Source organism: bacterium SCSIO 12696 (genome assembly GCA_024397955.1).
Lineage (GTDB): Bacteria > Pseudomonadota > Gammaproteobacteria > Pseudomonadales > Porticoccaceae > SCSIO-12696.
Genome location: CP073744.1, coordinates 2363589 through 2382740 on the forward strand (window position 1 = coordinate 2363589; position 19152 = coordinate 2382740).

14 protein-coding genes are annotated in these 19152 nt (G+C 43.6%); 9 read left to right on the plus strand and 5 right to left on the minus strand.

All coding sequences use genetic code 11. The features are described 5' to 3' along the window. Nucleotides 1-16: 16 nt before the first annotated feature. From KFE80_10890 to KFE80_10915, 6 genes are read left to right on the plus strand one after another with little or no spacing between them, the layout of a single operon-like run. Nucleotides 17-1267: a glycosyltransferase gene (locus KFE80_10890; protein ID UTW44879.1), complete on the plus strand. Its 1251-nt coding sequence runs from the start codon at nt 17-19 to the stop codon at nt 1265-1267. A gap of 35 nt (nt 1268-1302) precedes the next feature. Next, the gene (locus KFE80_10895) at nt 1303-3351 is read left to right on the plus strand and encodes an acyltransferase (protein UTW44880.1); all 2049 of its coding nucleotides are present in this window, start codon (nt 1303-1305) and stop codon (nt 3349-3351) included. Further along, nucleotides 3348-4919, plus strand: coding sequence for a GMC family oxidoreductase (locus KFE80_10900; GenBank protein ID UTW44881.1), 1572 nt, complete (start codon nt 3348-3350; stop codon nt 4917-4919). Before KFE80_10895 ends, KFE80_10900 begins: the two co-directional genes overlap by 4 nt. A 46-nt stretch (nt 4920-4965) precedes the next feature. Then, nucleotides 4966-5706, plus strand: a complete 741-nt coding sequence (locus KFE80_10905) for an SDR family oxidoreductase (GenBank protein ID UTW44882.1) — start codon at nt 4966-4968, stop codon at nt 5704-5706. Between the two features lie 53 nt (nt 5707-5759). Continuing rightward, nucleotides 5760-7142 (plus strand): oligosaccharide flippase family protein, encoded by a 1383-nt coding sequence (locus KFE80_10910; protein ID UTW44883.1) that lies wholly within the window; start codon nt 5760-5762, stop codon nt 7140-7142. Nucleotides 7143-7148: 6 nt separating this feature from the next. After that, nucleotides 7149-8312 (plus strand): glycosyltransferase family 4 protein, encoded by a 1164-nt coding sequence (locus KFE80_10915; protein UTW44884.1) that lies wholly within the window; start codon nt 7149-7151, stop codon nt 8310-8312. Between the two features lie 49 nt (nt 8313-8361). On the opposite strand, the gene KFE80_10920 is transcribed toward KFE80_10915, so the two are convergent. Next, nucleotides 8362-9432: a T9SS C-terminal target domain-containing protein gene (locus KFE80_10920; GenBank protein ID UTW44885.1), complete on the minus strand. Its 1071-nt coding sequence runs from the start codon at nt 9430-9432 to the stop codon at nt 8362-8364. A 233-nt stretch (nt 9433-9665) separates the two neighbouring features. On the opposite strand from KFE80_10920, the gene KFE80_10925 reads away from it, so the two are divergent. Both KFE80_10925 and KFE80_10930 read left to right on the plus strand, forming a co-directional pair. Further along, entirely contained in the window at nt 9666-10907 is a 1242-nt protein-coding gene (locus KFE80_10925) for a glycosyltransferase family 4 protein (GenBank protein UTW44886.1), read from the plus strand. A 19-nt stretch (nt 10908-10926) separates the two neighbouring features. After that, a complete protein-coding gene (locus KFE80_10930; protein ID UTW44887.1) occupies nt 10927-11973 on the plus strand; it encodes an acyltransferase in 1047 nt (348 codons plus the stop codon). A gap of 2 nt (nt 11974-11975) precedes the next feature. Here KFE80_10930 and KFE80_10935 read toward each other — a convergent pair whose 3' ends face one another. The 4 genes from KFE80_10935 to KFE80_10950 are packed head-to-tail and all read right to left on the minus strand — an operon-like array spanning nt 11976 to nt 16752. Then, nucleotides 11976-13151 carry a glycosyltransferase family 4 protein gene (locus KFE80_10935; GenBank protein UTW44888.1) on the minus strand — a complete coding sequence of 392 codons (1176 nt, stop codon included), beginning with the start codon at nt 13149-13151 and terminating at the stop codon, nt 11976-11978. Next, on the minus strand, nt 13148-14914 hold the full coding sequence (locus tag KFE80_10940) for a phospholipid carrier-dependent glycosyltransferase (GenBank protein ID UTW44889.1): 1767 nt from the start codon (nt 14912-14914) through the stop codon (nt 13148-13150). Before KFE80_10940 ends, KFE80_10935 begins: the two co-directional genes overlap by 4 nt. 29 nt (nt 14915-14943) lie before the next feature. Next, entirely contained in the window at nt 14944-15306 is a 363-nt protein-coding gene (locus tag KFE80_10945) for an EamA family transporter (protein ID UTW44890.1), read from the minus strand. 3 nt (nt 15307-15309) lie between these two features. After that, nucleotides 15310-16752 (minus strand): UbiA family prenyltransferase, encoded by a 1443-nt coding sequence (locus tag KFE80_10950; GenBank protein ID UTW44891.1) that lies wholly within the window; start codon nt 16750-16752, stop codon nt 15310-15312. A 312-nt stretch (nt 16753-17064) separates the two neighbouring features. Between KFE80_10950 and KFE80_10955 the strand changes: the two genes are divergently transcribed. Next, on the plus strand, nt 17065-18924 hold the full coding sequence (locus KFE80_10955; GenBank protein ID UTW44892.1) for a hypothetical protein: 1860 nt from the start codon (nt 17065-17067) through the stop codon (nt 18922-18924). Nucleotides 18925-19152: the final 228 nt, after the last annotated feature.

Genomic DNA, 19152 nt, shown 5'->3' on the forward strand with positions numbered 1-19152 from the left:
TAAAATGAAAGTTCTAATGCTCGCTGCTGAGTGCAACCCTAAATGGCACTCGTTACCAGCTTTAATATATGAATATTACTGTGCCCTCAATAAGTTAGTAGATATTACACTCGTTACACATATTCGTAATAAAGAATATTTGCAACCCTGCCTGCCTAAAAGTGCTTGTGTGACATATATAGATACAGAGGTGATTTCCAAGCCCCTTCACAAGTTATCAATGGCTCTTAGCGGTGAAGAAAATAAATCGATGACGTTGCAAGTAGCTATGGGTTATCCGGGTTATATATATTTTGAGCATCTAGTATGGAAAAAATTTGGCAAGGCCATTCGATCCGGTGAGTACAGTCTGGTTCATCGTGCAAGTCCGATGTCGCCTACGTTGCCAAGTTATATAGCAAAGCGCTTGCCGGTACCATTTGTTATTGGTCCAATCTTAGGTGGTTTGCCCTGGCCTAAAGCTTTTCGTCGAGAAATGCTGCGTGAAGGAGAGTGGATGAATTTTTTCCGATGGCTGCATCGCTGGATGCCCTACTATCGGTCGACCTATAAAAAAGCATCAGCAGTTTTGGCGGCCTACGAGCACACTATAAGTGACTTGCCCTGTGCTGATGCTGAAAAAATTATTGATTTTAGCGAAGGCGGAATCCACAAGTCAGACTACCCAGTGCGCCGCTTTGTCGAAAATGAAACGAAAAAGGTGCTTTTTGTGGGTCGATTGGTACCCTTCAAACAGCCAGAAGTGCTCATTCAAGCTTTCGCCGAAAGTGATCTGTTGCAGAAGCATCAACTTATTATTGTGGGGGATGGCCCAGATGCAGAGCGCCTAAAGTCGTTGGTTAAAGGCTTGAATATGGAGCACTGTATAAAGCTAACAGGTCGGATTCCCCATCAAGAAGTTGTTAGTTTGATGTATGAGTCCGATATCTTTGCATTTCCGTCAATACGAGAGCAGGGTGGTGGTGTTCTAACTATGGCTTCGATGGCATCTATGCCGAGTGTCGTTGTTGAATATGGTGGGCCGTCTTTTAGGGTTCCAGATTCTTGCGGCATAAGGGTTCCTATGGGAGAGCAGGAAAATTTGGTTGAAGGATTTATTAAGAGCTTGGAGTATCTGATCTTAAATCCAGATGAGATAAAACGTAGAGGCATCAAAGCGCGTGAGTTTGCTGAAGGGCACTATCGTTGGTCTTATAAGGCGGAAAAAACAGCAGAAATATACGATTGGGTTCTGGGCAATAGGTCAGAAAAGCCATTGTGTCGGTAAAGTGATATCAATAAAAAGTGCAGACTTTAGCGAATATGAAATATAGGTTAGACATCGATGGTTTGAGAGCCTTGGCTGTTTTGCTGGTCGTTTTTTTTCACTATGAAATCAGTGGATTTTCTGGCGGATATATAGGTGTCGATGTATTTTTTACATTGTCAGGGTATTTGATAGGTGGGATCGTTTTTTCACAGTTAGAGAAGAATAGATTTTCTTTCTCGGAATTCTATATGCGCCGTGTGAGACGTTTGTTTCCTGCGTATTTTGTCGTCATGTTGGTGGCAGCAATTGGTGCATACTACTTACTGCTGCCTTCGGATTTAAAGGATTTTGGGCAAAGTTTAGCATCATCAACACTGTATGTTTCAAACATGCTTTTCTATATAGAAGCAGGATATTTTGATACAGCTTCCCACACAAAGCCTTTACTTCATACGTGGTCATTATCTGTAGAAGAGCAATTCTATTTATTCTTCCCTGCCATTGCTTGGATTTGTTATAAATTCGGTAAAAAAATAGTTATAGGCAGCTTTTTCACGCTGACAGTCCTGTCATTTATAGGGGCTGTCCTAATGATGAAACATGATACAAGTGCAGCATTCTTCCTTTATCCATTTCGTGCCTGGGAATTATTTATAGGTGTTATTCTTGCAATGAGAATTGCCCCGCAGTCAGAGAGCCCATCGACTATAAATACACTTTCTGTACTGGGCTTGCTGATGATTCTCTTCTCGGCGATTTTTTATGAGCAGTCCACCGACTTTCCAGGCGCTTCTGCACTGGTTCCATGTTTTGGTACGGTGCTCTTGCTGTATGCCGGTCAGTTGGCGACAAGAGATTGCTATGTTCAGAAATTTCTGTCACTAAAGCCTTTTGTCTTCTTAGGGAAAATATCTTATTCGCTATACTTGTGGCATTGGCCACTTCTGGCATTTTACAGCTACTCTTTTCATGAACTGCCCAATGGATGGACGAAAGTTTTCATTTTGTTGATTACAGTGGGTCTTTCTATCCTGTCGTGGCGTTATGTTGAGCAGCCCATTCGGGAAGTAAATCTGCCTCTTGTTAAAAAGAAGAGCGCAGTTTTTGTTGCGACATCAGCTTTATCAGTTGTTTGTATACTTTTTGGTTACAACCTGCATCGTACGAATGGGATGCCAGATCGGCTAGATGACAATGTTGCAACATTTGCGAGTGTGGCCAACGATTTTATTGGGTGGGACGGAAACTGCCATGATAAAAACAATAGCATCCTGAATGGTATTCGACACTGTACAGCAGGCGACCCATATGTCAGCGATAATATCATGGTTGTTTGGGGTGACTCTCATGCTGCTGCACTGCAAAGAGGACTGGTTTCTGCCATAGAGGAGCAAGGTGTAAACGCAGTTATATTGTGGGAAGCTGGCTGCCCACCGGTATTTGGCGTGTTGAAGGAGGAAAACTCTTATGGGTTTTCTGATACCGAAAACTGCCGTAAACATATAGAGAGTGTTAAGGAATACCTGAGTAATAATAAACACCGGATATCAAGCTTTATGTGGATTGCCAGATGGAGTTATTACTTCTCTGGAGAGGGCTATGGCATAGATAGAAAAAATACGATACAGGTTTGGCCTGAAGATGGAAGCTATGATAGAGAGCCCCAGAGTATAGTGCTTAGAAACGCTATGCTTGATACAGCGAAATTCTTAAAAGAGCTGAGTGTGCCCATTTATCTTCTGGAGCAATTTCCAGAGTATAAAAATTACCATTCGAAAAGAGCTGCCATATCTCTGCTCAATAATCAGAGAGAGTTGTTAGAGATAGAGAGTAATGAATCTATAGAAGACTATCGGGATGTTGAACTGCGCCAACGTTTTGTTCAGGATTCTTTCGAATCGCTATTAGATCATGATGACTTTCGTATTCTAAAAACTCACACCATCTTTTGCGATACAAAAAATTGTTCGGCGTTTTATCGTGGAGTTCCTGCTTATGCCGACAATAATCATTTGTCGACTGAAGCATCCAAAAAAGTGAGCTTTGTATTTCAACCAGCGATAGACGCAGCCAAGCATCATAGAGCGGTAAGTCAAGAATGAATCATGTTGATGCGAAGATCGTTACTCTTGATAAGTGTGTAGAGAAACAATGGGATTTTGTGATAGCCGGCTCTGGTATAGGGGGTGGGGCAACAGCCTATGCATTAACGAAAAAAGGCTTTCGTGTGCTTATGCTGGAAAAGGGGTGCTTTAACTTATTAAGCGGCGATGTCTCACAAGAGCAAGAGAGTCCCAACGAAAGGATCAAGCATGGAAAATGGCCTTATCAAATCAAGAGTATTATTGATGATTCAGAAAGCCATATCTGGCCGCCGCTAGGATGTGGAGTCGGAGGAACAAGTCAGCTATATGCGGCTGCTTTGCAGCGATTTGAAGCGGTTGATTTTAAACAAACTTGCCGTGACGGAAAGGCATTATTATGGCCCTTTGGGTATTCAGATATAGAGCCTTATTACCAGCAGGCTGAAGCTCTTTTCTCCGTTAGTGGTACCAAAAACCCCCTCAGTCCTGATGAATCTTATGATCTTAATGACCCTCAAGCTATGTCTGAGGTAGATGGTTGCTTTTTCCAGATGTTCAGGGAAAAAGGATTAAACCCTTACAGACTGCATGTTGGGATTGATTATAAAGATCAGTGCTTCGAATGTGGCGGAAAAGTCTGTTTAAAAGACTGCAAGAAAAACTCATACAACAGTTGTATAAAGCCTGCGATGAATACCGGCAACCTATGGTTGGCGACAGAGTGTGAGGTGTCTACTGTTTCCGCAAATGCAAAGTCTGCCGAGAGCCTTGATGTTGTTCAGAATGGAAAATTATTTAGGATTCATTCGAAAAATATAATCCTATCCTGTGGGGCCTACATGTCACCGGTCATTCTGAGACGCTCCAAAAATAAAAACTGGCCCAATGGCATTGGGAATGATCATGATCTGGTTGGTCGAAATTTAATGTTTCACGTTTCTGATTTTATTGCTATTTGGAGCGGGTCGAAAAAGTCGAAAAGTGGCGCGAGAAAAACGATCGCTATTAGAGACTTCTATCAGCATGGCGATCTTAAACTTGGTGAACTTCAATCTTCAGGGTTGGATGCAGATTATGGAAATATCTTGTATTCACTCATAATGAAATTTGAGCAAAGCAAATTTTCAAAAATAAAGCTATTCAAACAGTTGCTTAGAATTCCCGCGTATCTTGGCTCAAAGTTGTTTGGTGGCGCTACGGTTTTTGCAACCATTCTTGAGGACTTTCCTTATAAAGAGAACAGAGTGGTGGACTGCAAGGAGGAAAAATCAGGATTTTTTGTTGAGTACTCTATTCACGATGAGTTGAAGCATAGACTCAAATATATGAGAGAGAAAATCAGGCATTCAGTCGGTGTCAAAAGAAGCATGGTACTTAGCTCGGGTGTTCCCCTGAATTTTGGACATCCATGTGGCACCTGCCGAATGGGTTCTGATCCCAGCTCTAGCGTTCTCGATGAAGATTGCAGGGTACATGGGCTGAATAACCTTTATGTTCTAGATGCTTCTTTTATGCCTACTAGTGGTGGAACAAACCCAAGTCTGACCATTGCTGCTAATGCCCTGAGGGTGGCGAGCAAGTTGTAATAACCAATGATGATCGTATAAATGATGAATTTAAAGAGGTTTTGTTATGGCTAATAGCAAAGTTGTTGTTATCACAGGTGCTGCTAGGGGCCTTGGGAAAGAGCTGGTTCAAGAATTTTCTGCTAACGGCTATTCAGTTGCAGCTATCGTTCGAACCCCGGAATCACAGGAAGCGTTAAGTGACCTGATGAACTCTAACAAGTCAATAACTTGTCATGTGGCAGATGTTTCTCGTGCGGAGCAGGTAGAGCATGCTTTTGAGGAAATTTTGTCGGTTCATAAGCACGTTGACGTGCTATTCAATAGCGCAGCGGTATATCCAAAGATAAATTTTTTAGATGAAAGTAGTAACGATTGGGCCGAAGCTCTTGCAGTAAATGTGAATGGCGTTGTCAATTGCTGTAAGACTGTATTGCCGTCTATGTTGGAAAGAAATTATGGGCGCATATTTAACGTTGGCAGTTGGGCTCACATGGGGCCAATAGAAAACAGTGCCGTCTACTCTGCATCGAAGGGTTGTGTAAGGGCGCTCACAAAGGCCATAAGTGTGGATATTTTAACTCGAGGTAAAAATGTTCAGGTTCATGAGTGGATACCTGGGCACTTGAACACAAGAATGAGCGATTTCACCGGTATAGACCCAAGAGAGTCGGCACGTTGGGCTGTGAACATGGTAGAAAATCACAGCACACAATCAGAAAGTTCTATATTCGATGGGGCTGAGCTCTGGGTGCCCCCAAAGTCGTTAAAACGACGCGTGCTAGATAAACTGCTTTTTTGGAAGTAAAAAATTCAGGAAGTATCTATGTGTGATTGCACTTCAAATTGCTGGTTCGCTTTGTGAAAGATGTCTTGAATACAAATAGAAGAGCTCTTTCCGATATTTATCGAAGAGCATCTTCTCTTGCCTCAACTTCTTTAGCAAATAGTGCTTTTTGGGTATTTGTAGGAAGCGGGGGCTATCAGGTAATACGCTTGCTGGGCAATCTTGTTCTTACACGATTACTTTTCCCTGAAGTTTTTGGTGTTATGGCTATCGTTACTGCGGTGATGATTGGCTTAGGACAGTTGTCGGATGTCGGGCTTCGTCAGGGGGTTGTAAACAGTGATCGCGTTAATGACCCTCGTTTCATGCAGACCGCATGGACCCTACAAATTGTAAGAGCTGGGTTTATTGGTTTGCTGGGTATTGCTATCGCGTACCCAATAGCAAGTTTTTATGACGCATCAATAATTGCTCCGGTACTAATCTGGATTGCACTTTCTGCATTTATTACGGGCTTTAAATCGATTGCGCCATTGGCCTACGACAAAAGATTGGATTTAAAAACCCAGATGTTAGTAGATCTGGGGATTCAGGTTTTAGGTTTAGCGGTAGTTATCGTCTGGGCGTACATTTCTCCAACGCTTTGGGCCCTGGTCGCGGGGCAAGTAGTTTCATCCGTTCTTGAAGTTATAACCAGTTACTATTTGTTTTCTGGGCATCACAGTCGCTTCGCCTGGGATAAAGAAGTTGTTAAAAAATTATTTAATTTCGGGAAATGGATATTATTGTCGTCGATTATTTCGTACTTGGCTGTGCAAGGTGATCGATTGATTCTAGGCGCCTTCTTGTCTATGGGAGAGCTTGGTAAATATTCGGTTGCAGCAACTTGGGCGGCTATTACATCGTTATTCTCTGTGAACATCTCAACAAGAGTGTTGCACCCCTATTTCAAAAAAGCTATTGATAACCATTCTGACTATGGGAAAATTTACAGGGTTCGCAATTTACTGAATGTTCTTTATGTCGGTATCTGTATTGTTTTGGCAGCTGTCGGGGATCATTTAATTTACTTTTTGTACGATGATCGGTACAGCGATGCAGGTTGGATGTTGCAAATATTAGCTGTTGGCCAAGTAGGCAGAGCGTTAACAGGAACTTTGATGCCTTTTATGATTGCCAGTGGCGATTCGTTTAGCCAAATGAAATTTAGTACAGCAAATGCGGTAATTCTTATCGCCTCACTTCTTCTGGGTGGGTATCTTGCGGGTACGGTAGGTATTGTGGTTGCAATTACAATATCTTCGCTGCTTGCTCATCCTGTCATGATCGCTTATGCAAACCGCCATGGCTATCGGTGCTTTTTGTCAGATATGTCATTAATTGTCTTTTCAGTCTTGATCTGTATTGCGCTATGGTGGCTCATGGATTCAAGCGTTATTAATGTTTTGTTTAAATAGAAGCATATGGATGAGAGACGTTTAAAAGTTGCCTATTTGTGTGAAACTGATCCTGTACATGCCTGGGCGCATTCCGGTGGCAATCAGCGTTTGTTTCGGACGATAGATAAACACCTTGGTGATACAACCTACATCGAATATCACTGGGGGTTCTTTCAGTGGGCTAAGGTTTTAATAGATAAGCTACCTCTGAAAATATCTATGAGGCTTCGATTTCGAGTGCATTTATTATTGTCTCGGTTTGTTTCTCGAAGAACAGCGTCAGAATTACGAAAAGGTAATTATGATGTCGTATTTTGTACGTACAGTTTTTATTGTCTTGCGAACTTGAGGCTTCCACATCCTTCGCTTCTGGTTTTTTCATCTGACGCAACATATACAGTGTATAAAAACTCGGAGATTGGTGCTGCTTTTGGGTCGTATCTTTCATTATCGCGTAAGTTCGATTCTTATATATACAAGTTGGAGAAGAGGGTATATCAGAATGTGGATTTGGCACTTTGGCCATCTGCATGGCTAAAAAATAACGCAGATAAATTGTATGGCCTTTCGAATAGTCACTCTTATATGCTGCCTTGGGGGGCAAATGTTGAGGATCCTGGTCAGCCAGTATTTCCAGAGGCGGCTGACATCAGCGAGCAGGTCAATCTACTATTTGTTGGCAGGGACTGGTTTCATAAGGGTGGCCCCCTTGTGATTGAGGTGTTGAATTTACTGCTCGAAAGAGAGCAAGACGCTCATTTAACAATTGTGGGCTGCAACCCTCCGGAGTTACTTAATCATGAAAATGTAACAATCCACCCATACCTTGATAAGGCCGCCCCTGAGCAATTAGCGATTTTTCAACGTTTGTTTTCCAGGTCTCACTTTTTCGTGATGCCTTCCTATGAGTCCTACGGTTTTGCTTTTTGCGAAGCCAGTGCTTACGGATTGCCAATTTTGTGCATAGATGTTGGGGGGGTGCCCGTCGAGCAGGGCGTCAATGGGTTTCGTTTGCCTATTGATGCAGGGAGCGAGAGCTTTGTCGATAAAGTGCTTTATTACAAGAACAATATCGATGCATACCTAAAGCTAAGGCAGACATCCAGAGAGTATTACAAGGATTTTCTTAACTGGGATGCTTGGGGCTCGCGAATGCGAGCCTTAGTTCTAGAACGCCTGAAAGGCTAACGCGTCTTCTGTTGATATAGCCCCTGACTCCAGGGGCTTTTCGGGGAGATTACTTCTCTTCGAACCAGACTCGGCTCTGACCATCCTTGAAGGTGTATAGAGACAGCTGGTTCCATATATGTTGAGATATGTTCTGGTAATGCTCTTTTACAAGTGGGTGTATGCTCGAAGGGATTTTCAGGTTGTCAGGGCTTTGTTCCCCATAGATTCCCATGTAAGTAACCAATGCGGCAAGAAAATAAATAGTCGGTTTGCCATGAGGGGCATCATCCTCATATAACTCGGTGGCAGGTATAGTATTCAAAGGATCTAGCTGAAGTACGCTGGCTATAACTGGCCCAACTGGTAACATTTTTACCTGTTTCTGAGGTCGAGCTTCGCGAATCTGATCTTGATACTGAATCCACCACTTATGGAATTCACCAAGCGTTTTGGCGTGATATCGCGAGAATTCTCGCTTAGAAGGCGGAAAGCTCGAGATGTACTGAGCCATATCTGGCCAATTTTCATAGATATAAATATCACTCGATGGGGAGTGGAGGCTTATCCAGTCAATGATCTCCAGTGTCGACGTTAAGGGGGTGCTTCTTGTTGGATTATCGCCATCAAAGGGGGTATTTGGTGACTGGTATTGAATAAAGTTGGCTGCTGTCAGTATAACGCTCGTAAAGCCTACATCAGAGAAACTTTCTCCATTCAAGTCAGGGTCCCAAGCAGTAGGAACTTCGCTGAACCCCCACTGAGATTTTGGTGGTAACTCAGCATGGTTTCGTAAAAAACCGTATTGGCCGGCAGTGTAATATTTGTTCCCTGCTGCCTTGGCGAGTTTTTGTAACCAATGTGGTACAGATGTTTCGTTGTTCCCGGCGGGTGCTTCAGGGGAAACATGGTTAATTAAACTGTGCCCGAACAAATAGTTCTTGATACTAGATTGACGCTTAATTTTTAGAGTGGGTGTATTTGACGATGTTTCGCCTCCATCAAGCTCAGGTTGGCTATCTACTGAGTTGACCGTCGCTTCATGGTCTTTTGATATGGCGCCAGTTGAGTCCGCTTTGCAGGATACTAGGCATAAAAAGCTGCATATAAGAGGAATGAGGAAAGTCTTTTGAGATTTCATGGCGAATGATTTCCGTTGTTTATAAAGTAAAGCTCTGGACTCAGGGATTAGAGGATTATACATTTGCTGCTTCAGATATATACCACACATACATAGGATTATTCCCTTTAGGCGAAAATGCATGCTTATGTGGAAATACAGAGTCTACTATGTAGACTTTATGTGTTCGTAGCAATCTATGCTACGGGTATCTTGGGCGAGTTCACCGTATAACTAATAATTGTGAAGCAAATATGACGTCTATTGGTTTCCTTATTCCAGAGTTTCCAGGCCAAACCCATGCATTCTTTATGAGAGAGCGTGCAGAATTGGCCAATCTGGGTATTCATGCAGAATTGATCTCTACTCAGAGGCCTGTGGAAGGAGAGGGGATGGCTCAGCACTCTTGGGCAAGTGAGGCAGCAAAGGATACACACTATTTGTTTCCAATAGGCGTTAAAAGTATTGCAAAGGCGTTGTTCTATATTCTGATGTCTGGCCCAGCTGCTTGGTGGCGGTCGGTAAAGTCAATTTTATCGAGTTCAGAGTTGACTTTTAAGGAGCGTTTACAGCTCCCAGGGTTACTGCTCATCGGAAGCAATTTAAAACAATGGGCACAGAAAACAGGTGTAGAGCATATCCATGTCCACAGTTGTGCTAATTCGGCCCATGTCGCTATGTTTGCTCGTTTGTTGGGTGGGCCGTCTTACAGTATAACTCTGCATGGCCCCATGCAAGATTATGGTGGTAATCAGGCTGAAAAGTGGCGCCATGCGAGCTTTGCTATCATCATTACTAAGGAGCTTGTTGGAGAGGTCAAAAATAAGTTGCCGGCTTGCTCACTTCCCCCTATACATCTGGCTCCCATGGGCGTGAATACAGACTCATTTCGACGCTCTTCAACATACCTTCCCCCTCAGCGGGATCAACAAGTCCATTTGGTGTCCTGCGGCCGTTTAAATTTTGTGAAAGCTCATGACGATTTAGTGCGCGTTGTTGCTCTTTTGCGTGACAAGGGTGTCAAGGCGCACCTGAGAATATGTGGTGCTGCTGACTCTCAAAGTGCTACAGATGGAACTGGCTATGTAGATAGCCTCGAATCGTTAATTGCTGAGCTTGATGTAGAGTGTTCCGTAGATTTGTTAGGGTCTATTTCTGAAGAACGAGTAAAAGAAGAGTTGGAAAACGCACACTTCTTCTGTCTTGCAAGTTTGAAAGAGCCTTTGGGTGTGGCAACTATGGAAGCCATGGCTATGGAAATGCCCGTTATCGTTACTCGAAGCCCTGGAGTGTTGGACCTGATAGAGAGTGGCAAAAATGGGGTTTTGGTTGAGCCTCGTTCCCCTACTGAATTTGCAGAAACAATAGAAAAGTTGCTAGAGGCCCCTGATGCTATTGAGAGTCTCCGCAAACAAGGGCGTTTGACTGTCTTGCAACGCTTTAGCTCAAAGGTCAGTGCAAAAGCAATATTTGATGGTGTTCGTCAAACTAGCTAATGGGGAGCATAGATGGGCCGTGCGTGCGCAACTTAATAACGAATTACAAGAGAATACAGAACGGCAAAACTGGGTAGATTATGCCAAAGGCATAGGGATCATCTTGGTTGTTTATGGCCATGTTGTGCGAGGTTTATACAGTGCTGGAATCCCTATTTCAGAACGCTTCTACCAAATATCTGATAGCGTTATATATAGTTTCCATATGCCGCTGTTCTTTTTTCTATCTGGGCTTTTCTTCCTAAGTACTTACAATAAATACAAAGCGGGCAGAAGCGTTTTAAAAAAAGTGGATGTTGTTGTATATCCCTATATTATCTGGTCTTTGCTTCAAGGCTTTATAGAGGTTTTTTTAGCTCAATACACTAACGGTGATGTTAGTGCTTCGGAGGTTTTACGGCTTTGGGATCCGAGAGCGCACTTTTGGTTTTTGTATGCGTTGTTTTTAATTTTTTCCTTATGTTGCGTAATATTCTGGGCTTTTAAAGAGGTTGCTATATATGTTGCCTTGCTATCGTCTTTGGTTATTTATTTATGGCCGTCAATATTGCCTGAATCAACAGCATCCATTCATATTTCTCAGAATCTTGTATTTTTTATAGCTGGCATCGCTTTTTCTCGCTTCAGTTTCCACGATTTTTGGCGCAAGAAATGGCTGCTTTATATTTCAATAGTCGCTTTTTTTCTTAGTCAGTATGTATTTCATGTAATTTGGGGAGGGCATTACGGCGACCGGGGTATCAACACGTTGTTGCTGGCCTTAGTCTCTATTACTCTGATTGTTTCACTTTGTCATAGGCTGCCAGATAAGGGGTTGTCATGGCTTCTTACACTGGGTGTTTCTTCAATGGCGATTTATCTTATTCACATTTTATCTGGAAGTGGTGTAAGAATTTTATTGCAGTCATTACTTTCCATAAACAATTTTTGGGTTCACCTTGCCTTAGGAATGGTTTTCGGGTTGCTGCTGCCTATAGTGTTTTCTAAAGCAGTGGAAAAAATAGGATTTAAATATATTTTCTCTGCGCCGATTAGCCGATGGGTTCAAAGGTTTGGGAAGAAATAGAACTATGCCAAACAAGATTCGTAGATAGAGCTCAATTTTTCAGATGCAAATTTTGTGGAGTAACGTTCTTCCATGCGGAGTTTTGCTGCTTTGCCCAATTTCTGGCAGTAGTCAGGCTCGTTTAAAAGTTTTTCAAGGGAGTTACTTAATTGTTCTGCAAGGTTGTATTGCATCGGCATAAATAGCGAGTTCATATCAGGGCGATTTATTCCTTCCCAGCGATTTGTGTTGGAGTTTAATGGAACGTTTAATAGTAAGCCTGATTGTTCATGTTCGATAGATTCAGGTATGGCGAAAATATTCGTACAAACGCTGGCAGTTCCTTCCATGCCCGCTTCTATGGGAACCCAACCTAAAGATTCATCCAGAGTGGGGAAAAGCAGCATATCTGTACCTTTCATGAATTCTTTCACGGTGGCATTGGGTTGAGCCCCAAGTAACTTTATCCACGGATTACTCTGGGCGCGCTGCATGATTTTTTTCGACTCTTCCGATTCCTCGCCACAGTATGTGTGCTTATCCAAGCTGGAAATGACAGATAACTCGATATCTGCCCCTTTTTCCTGTAAGTTTTCCACGGCTAGTATACAAGCCAATAACCCTTTCCGAAGGTAATCATTGCCAACAAAAAGCAGCTGCAGTGGTCTATTGGAAACAGGTGGCTTTGGTGGGGTGTCAATTATTGTTGAGCTGCTGATGCCTCCTCGAAAAACACGTATCTTCTTTGCAATTTCATATTCACCTGCTGCCTCAAAACCTTGAATGGCAAGCTTTGCGGCACTGTCTGATAAGCCCAATAATGCTGTGCAGCGATCAGAGCGCAATGCTTTTCTAGTCAATTCGGTTTGCCAGTTTTTCACTGGACCAAAATGCCGGGGAAACTCAAGCTCAAATGAGACGATAAAGGGTGGCCCATTCATCGGAACCTTGTTAAAGGTGTGGATAAGGTCAGTTCTGGTTGGAAGTAAAATGCGGTTGTTTTCATAAAAATTATGGCGGGATGAGATCCCTTCCCAGGGTACTGTTCTCAGCTTATAGAAATTATAGTTATCTGGTTTCAGCGCATAGCTAACTTTTTCGAGTCCATAACAAGGACTAACTATTCCGATGTTGATGCCACCTGGGGCAAGGTTGATAGGTTCTCTATCAGGTATTTTAATGGCATTTAACGAGGTCATTTTTGGCCTTCTTTCAGCGCTGAAAGGTCTTTGTGGTCCGTGCAGTCAAATACAGTAACGTTAGGCTCTAGAAAGAACGGCTTTCTGGCATCGAATGATACTGCTTTGGAGCAGTTTTTTTCCAGTTCGCTGTAAAAGTTAAAAAACTGTGGTACACCACTCTCATTCAAAAAATACTCATAATTTGATACGACCAAGATGCTGAACCCTTTCGATGTCCAGTATTTTAAATGCCACTCTTCATCCTGAAGGGGCCATGCGAAAGGTTTTACTGCGCCTTCTAGGCTGTCGTCGTCCGCCTTTTCCAAGCCAAACATTACTCCAGGCAACCCATAATAATAAACTGCATCGGGGTCAGACGATTCGATTAAGCGCTCTTGAGCTTGTTCGGGTAGCGTGATGCCATATTTGTCAGCAAGGTTTTGATGTCTCCTTCGCTCATCGGTTTGCGCTATTTTTTGCTTGGGCAAGCGGATTTCAAATGAAGTTAAAATTTTTCTATCTTTGTAGTTAGCATTAATGAAATCTGCTACTTCATCAGCGATCGGCTTTGAAAGTGCTTGCCGCCATATCTCTATTGAGCCAAGTAAAGAAACAGACAAAAAAGCCGCTAATGTCAAACCGCATGCCAGCTTTGTTCGCTTGGGCCGATCTTTGTGAAATATCGCATCTGTAATCACTAGAGCAGCAAAAAGCTGCATACACGTGAAGTAAGGTATCCAAAGACCTGAGTGTTGTCGCGATCCAGAAATCACAATAACAACAATCATTGAGATAAATGTGGCCGTCCAAAATAAATTGATTAAGCTCTTCGAACCTATCGCACAATACTTTGAGTTTATATAAAAAGGTGTAAGCAGGAACAGGACTGTAGCTATCCAATTGATGCCATAGGATGGGTGTCCGGCCCAGTATGCCCATGCGGAAAAGCTGCTTACTAGCCCTTCCTCGCTTCTGACGGACATTTGCGCTTGAATTTTTTGATAATCAATAAAATTTTGTATGTCTAATAAAATTCCGATATTTAACACGCACCATATTGGTAGCATGAATGCGGACGAAATAAGAATTGTTTTAACGCCCAGCTGAGCACCATATCGGAGAGAGAAGAGTATTAAATGGCCGAGCATAAGTGGTGCGGCCATAATAACGTAAGAATGTTTAAAGCTAACTGCTAAGGCGATGCTTACACCCAGGAAGAAATCATATTTTAGGCTATGAGGATTATCGTTTTTTTTCAGAATGGCAATGAAAACCAGCACTGAGCAAACGGATAAAGGAATGTCGCTCTTGGATATGTGACATAGAAATATCATTGCTGGAATTAGCAATCCAAGAATTCCGATAGTAAGACAGCTCTTTGAAGATAATCGTAACGACTTCGCGAAAATATAAAACAAAGGAGCGATAATTGCTCCCATGGCAGCAGTAACTGTGCGAGCTGTTAAATAAAAGGCTGTTGGATCCGCAAAGTATTGTGCGCGAAATTCTGCGGTGCTGTGCCAAATAGGGATGATTCGGCCAATAGCATAAAGAATGCCAAGAAAAACTGCATTTATGTAGTTTAGTAAAGGAGGGTAAAAGTGCTGACCAGGTATCAGTTGCCCAGTTAGAACCTTTGCTGCTTCATTGACTCGCTCGTCCCCGTGCCAGTAACCGTAGTTCACTCCGATAAGACGAAGCGCAAAAGCCAGTATAAAGAGGAATAAGAAGATTCTTTTTGGTGGCGCGTCGGCAATGTGTTGGAAATAACGACTGAGCATTCGCTTTTTCTCTTAGATATGCGGTGTTTTTAGCGTGTCAGCAGAAATAGCCCGGCAACAATGATAAGGGTTCCTGCTATCTTGTTGACGCTCACTGTTTCGCCAAGTAATCCGACGCCCATAAAAAGAACCATAATAAAGCTGATTCCGACAAAGGGGTAAGCGAGGGATAGTTCTGTATTTTTTAAGGCAAAAAGCCATAACACAGTTCCTACTCCATACAATGCAAGACCAATTAGAACGAATGGAGAAGTCAATAGGTGGAAGGCGCGAACAATAGTACTGTCATCGTGCATATGAGTTATGGTAGATACACCATACTTAAAAGAAACCTGTGCGATGGCAGACAAAGTGACGCTGCTAAGAATGATCCATAAATTGCTCATACTCATAATTTAAAAACTCACGGGGATCAATTTGGCGGTAATTACAGCGATGCCCGCTAACAGTACAGATACCAAGCTGATTTTATCTTTCAGGGCGAAAACCACGGGGTCCATGCTTATTTTCCCGCGCTTTGCCCATAACCAAGCTCGGTATATCCAGAATAGAAGGAGTGGGCAAATTAGCCATAAAATTTGAGGCGACGCGTAGGACTCCACTACATACTCACTGTTTAGGTAAAGGCTTAATGTCAACGTTGCCAAGCCGCCATTGACAATGCCTGTTGTCATAATTACGTCAATCTCATCTTTCTTGTAATTGCGGCCATTCACCTTTTCTTGGTCGGACAGTGAAGATACTTCTATATAGCGCTTCATGTAGGCAAGGCTAAGGAAGAAGAAAACCGAGAAGTTGAGCAGCCAAGGAGATAGGGGAGCTGCTATGACAGTACTTCCGGCAACAATGCGGATAGTGTAGAGGCAAGTTAATGAAATGACATCAATGGTTGAATAGTGCTTTAAATAAAACGAATAAAGGTTCGTAATTAAAAAGTAAACGGAAAGCACAATGACGGTTTTTGTATTTAGCAGCAGGCTGCACGCCAAGAAGGCAGATAAAATCAAGATAGCACTACTAATGGCGCCAGCTCTGATCGAAAGGTTGCCCGAAGCGAAAGGCCTGTTTTTCTTTTCCGGGTGTGTTCTATCGGACTCAATATCGAGAAGGTCATTTACGATATAGATTCCAGATGCACAGAAAGAGAATGCGAAGAAAGCGACAACAGAAAGGCCGACAGAGGCAATATCCAAATATTGGTGGGAGAAAATAAGCGGAACGAATATTAGACAATTCTTGGCCCACTGGTGAGGCCTGGCTGCTTTGCAAATTATTTTTAGCAAAGGGGGTTTGTTTCTAACGTCAACAGTTGTTTTGCTGTGATCTTGCGTAAGCTGGCTAATATTGGCTGACGGGTTAACAAATCCCCGGTAACTGGCGGCTTCCCAGATTGGGAGGTCGGCTTTGGAGTCCCCAATGTACTCAAATTCTCCCGTCCCTGCCATTTCCTGAATTTTTGCTAGTTTGGCATCACCTTTGAGGTTTTTCCCAGGAGAAGATGCAATCACTGCATCGAAAATGCCTAAGTGGTTGGCAACCTGTTGTGCAATGGCTTCATCCGATGCTGTTGCCAGAATAACCTTTCTCCCCAAAGCCTTTTGTGTCTTTAAGTATTCCACAACCTCAGAGTTATAAGGGAGGTACTTGGCTGAAAAGCTGTAATGGTCGGCTAGGTATCTCTTGAAGTCCGAGCGTCCTTTGAATAAGGCCTTCAGCAGTGCGGCAAACCGGTTTAAATGTTTCAAGCTGCGCGCAGCCAACTCCAGAGCAATATCGCCCTTTATAAGCGTGCCATCCATATCAACGAATATGGGGGCTGAGGTCTGTGGGTGTGACATGATGTATTAGTCGGTGGCTCTGTTTTTAGGTGTTTAGGGGCGAGCGCATACTGTGGTCGAATTGTACCAGTGGCTTGAATGATGTGACACCGCACTACGGTGTGAGGGTGTTAATGGTCGATATGGCAGATTAATTATGAGTGTACTGCTCTGAATTTCAGAGGATTAAGGTGAGAGTGTCGGTGTCAAGGCTTGTGTTGCAGTTCTCATTCTGTGAGTGCGTTGGGTAGTTGGTGGCCTAAGACACTGACAACATCGGCAAGTATTCTCTATAATCGCGCACACTTTGTGACAAATTTTTCAGGACGTAAAATGCGACTCAAGCAGTTGAACGCCGGTGTTTTGTTGGCGGCCTCACTTATTGTTTCATCTTGTGGCGGTGGTGGTGGCGGTGATCAGCCAACACCGGAAAACCGGGCGCCGGTGGTGTCTTCAGCAAATACAGATCAGGTGGCAACCGTCGGTAGTGCGTTTAGTTATGACGCAACACGGGGAGGTACAGTATTTCGTGATGCAGATGGCGATCGCCTGACATACAGTGTTGGTTTCAGCCCCTCCAGTAATGGCTTGGCTGCGAGCGCAGGTGCAATCAGTGGCACGCCGCAAAATGAAGAAACCACCATGGTGACCATTACCGCGAATGACGGTAACGGGGGAGTTGTAAGTGATACTTTTGCTGTTGCCGCCTCGTCTCCCGCTTCGCCTGTGAATCGAGCCCCCCAGTTATCTTCCCCTAATTCTGACCAGGTGGCCATAGTGGGTCAGTCTTTTAGTTACGATGCCACACAAGGGGGGGCGACGTTCGTTGATGCTGATGGTGACGCTCTCACTTATACAGTAGTATTTTCACCTTCAGATAATGGTTTTGCCCATAATGCTGGCCAAGTAAGTGGCATTCCTCAGGGGGTGGCGACTACTACGGTGACTATAACGGCGGATGATGGCAATGGTGGAGTGGCAAGTGATACCTTTGCAATTACGTCTTCAGCTGTCCCACCTCCGTCGAATCGCGCTCCAGTTCTATCCTCCCCCAATGCTGATCAAGCGGCAACTGTAGGGCAGGGGTTCAGTTATGATGCCACCCAAAATGGCTCTACATTCACTGACCCTGATGGGGATGCCTTAACTTACACTATCGCGCTAAGCCCCGGCTCTAATGGCTTGTCCAGTAACGCAGGCCAGGTTACGGGTACTCCTCAGAGTGTAGAAACTACCACGGTAACTATTACGGCAGATGATGGTAGAGGGGGGGCTGTCAGTGATAGTTTCACAATTACTTCTACTCAGCCTACTAGCGGAAATCAGATTCGGAACTATATCTTTGGACACAGCCTGATTAACTTCACGGTACCTGTTCAGCCGGTTAATAGTAATGAAGCATCTGTGCCCCACTGGATGTATTTGCTTGCCCGAGAGGCGGGCCAGGAATATAGCGTTTCAGGCCAATACGGCTTTCTGAGAGAGCACGCCAATTTGCCTCCTATTGCAGATTGGGGCTTCGATATTGTGCCTACGGCCTGGGACCCAGATACGACTGGGGCGTCGTTTGCTGATGCGGATTTCACCACCGTTTTGCTAACAGCAGGAAACTTTATTCAGCATCGCCCATCAACCAGCCCTTATGAGGGTAATAATCCTTCTGGTACTACCCCTGTTTTGGAGACCTTGAAGATTGTCGATTGGTTGCGTCAGCAAGAGCCCGGCATTGATATATACATCTATGAAAATTGGCCAGATATGGGGCCTTATGCCGCTAGCTTTCCGCCCACTAGCCAGGAATTTGCTGATTACAATGCATATGTGGTGGGGGGGTTTAATACGTGGTGGATAGACTACCATGATGCTGTTATGGCTGCTCGGCCAGACGCCAATGTGAAAATGATACCAGTCGGCCCTGTTATTACTACGGCGTTGAGCAATTCGGCATTGCAGGGTATCCCCGTTACAGAATTGTATGAGGATGGCGCACCGCATGGTCGCCCCACCATTTACTTTTTAGCTAGCCTGGTTACGTATATGTCGGTATATGGGGTAGAGGCGCCAGGGAATTTTCAGGTTCCGTCATCTATTCACCCTTTAGTAAGGGACAACTACGCGGATATTGTCAGATTGATGTGGTCTGAGCTGCAAAACTTTAATGATGTGAACGGTAATAGCCGAGTTTTTAATTGATTTTTATATAAATATTTGATTTTAAAAGATTTTTAAATAAGAGGCGCAGGCCATTTTTATGCCTGCGCCTTTTTGTTTGGTGTGGCCTTGCTTGTGGCGAGAATTTTGCCTTTAGAAAATTTGAGAGATGGTGGAGCCAATTTTGTGGCGTTACTTGAATGTCTCTGAATGTGTGAAGTTATTGGGTTTTGTGAGGCGGTTCAAATTATTCTCCCGTGAACGATACGG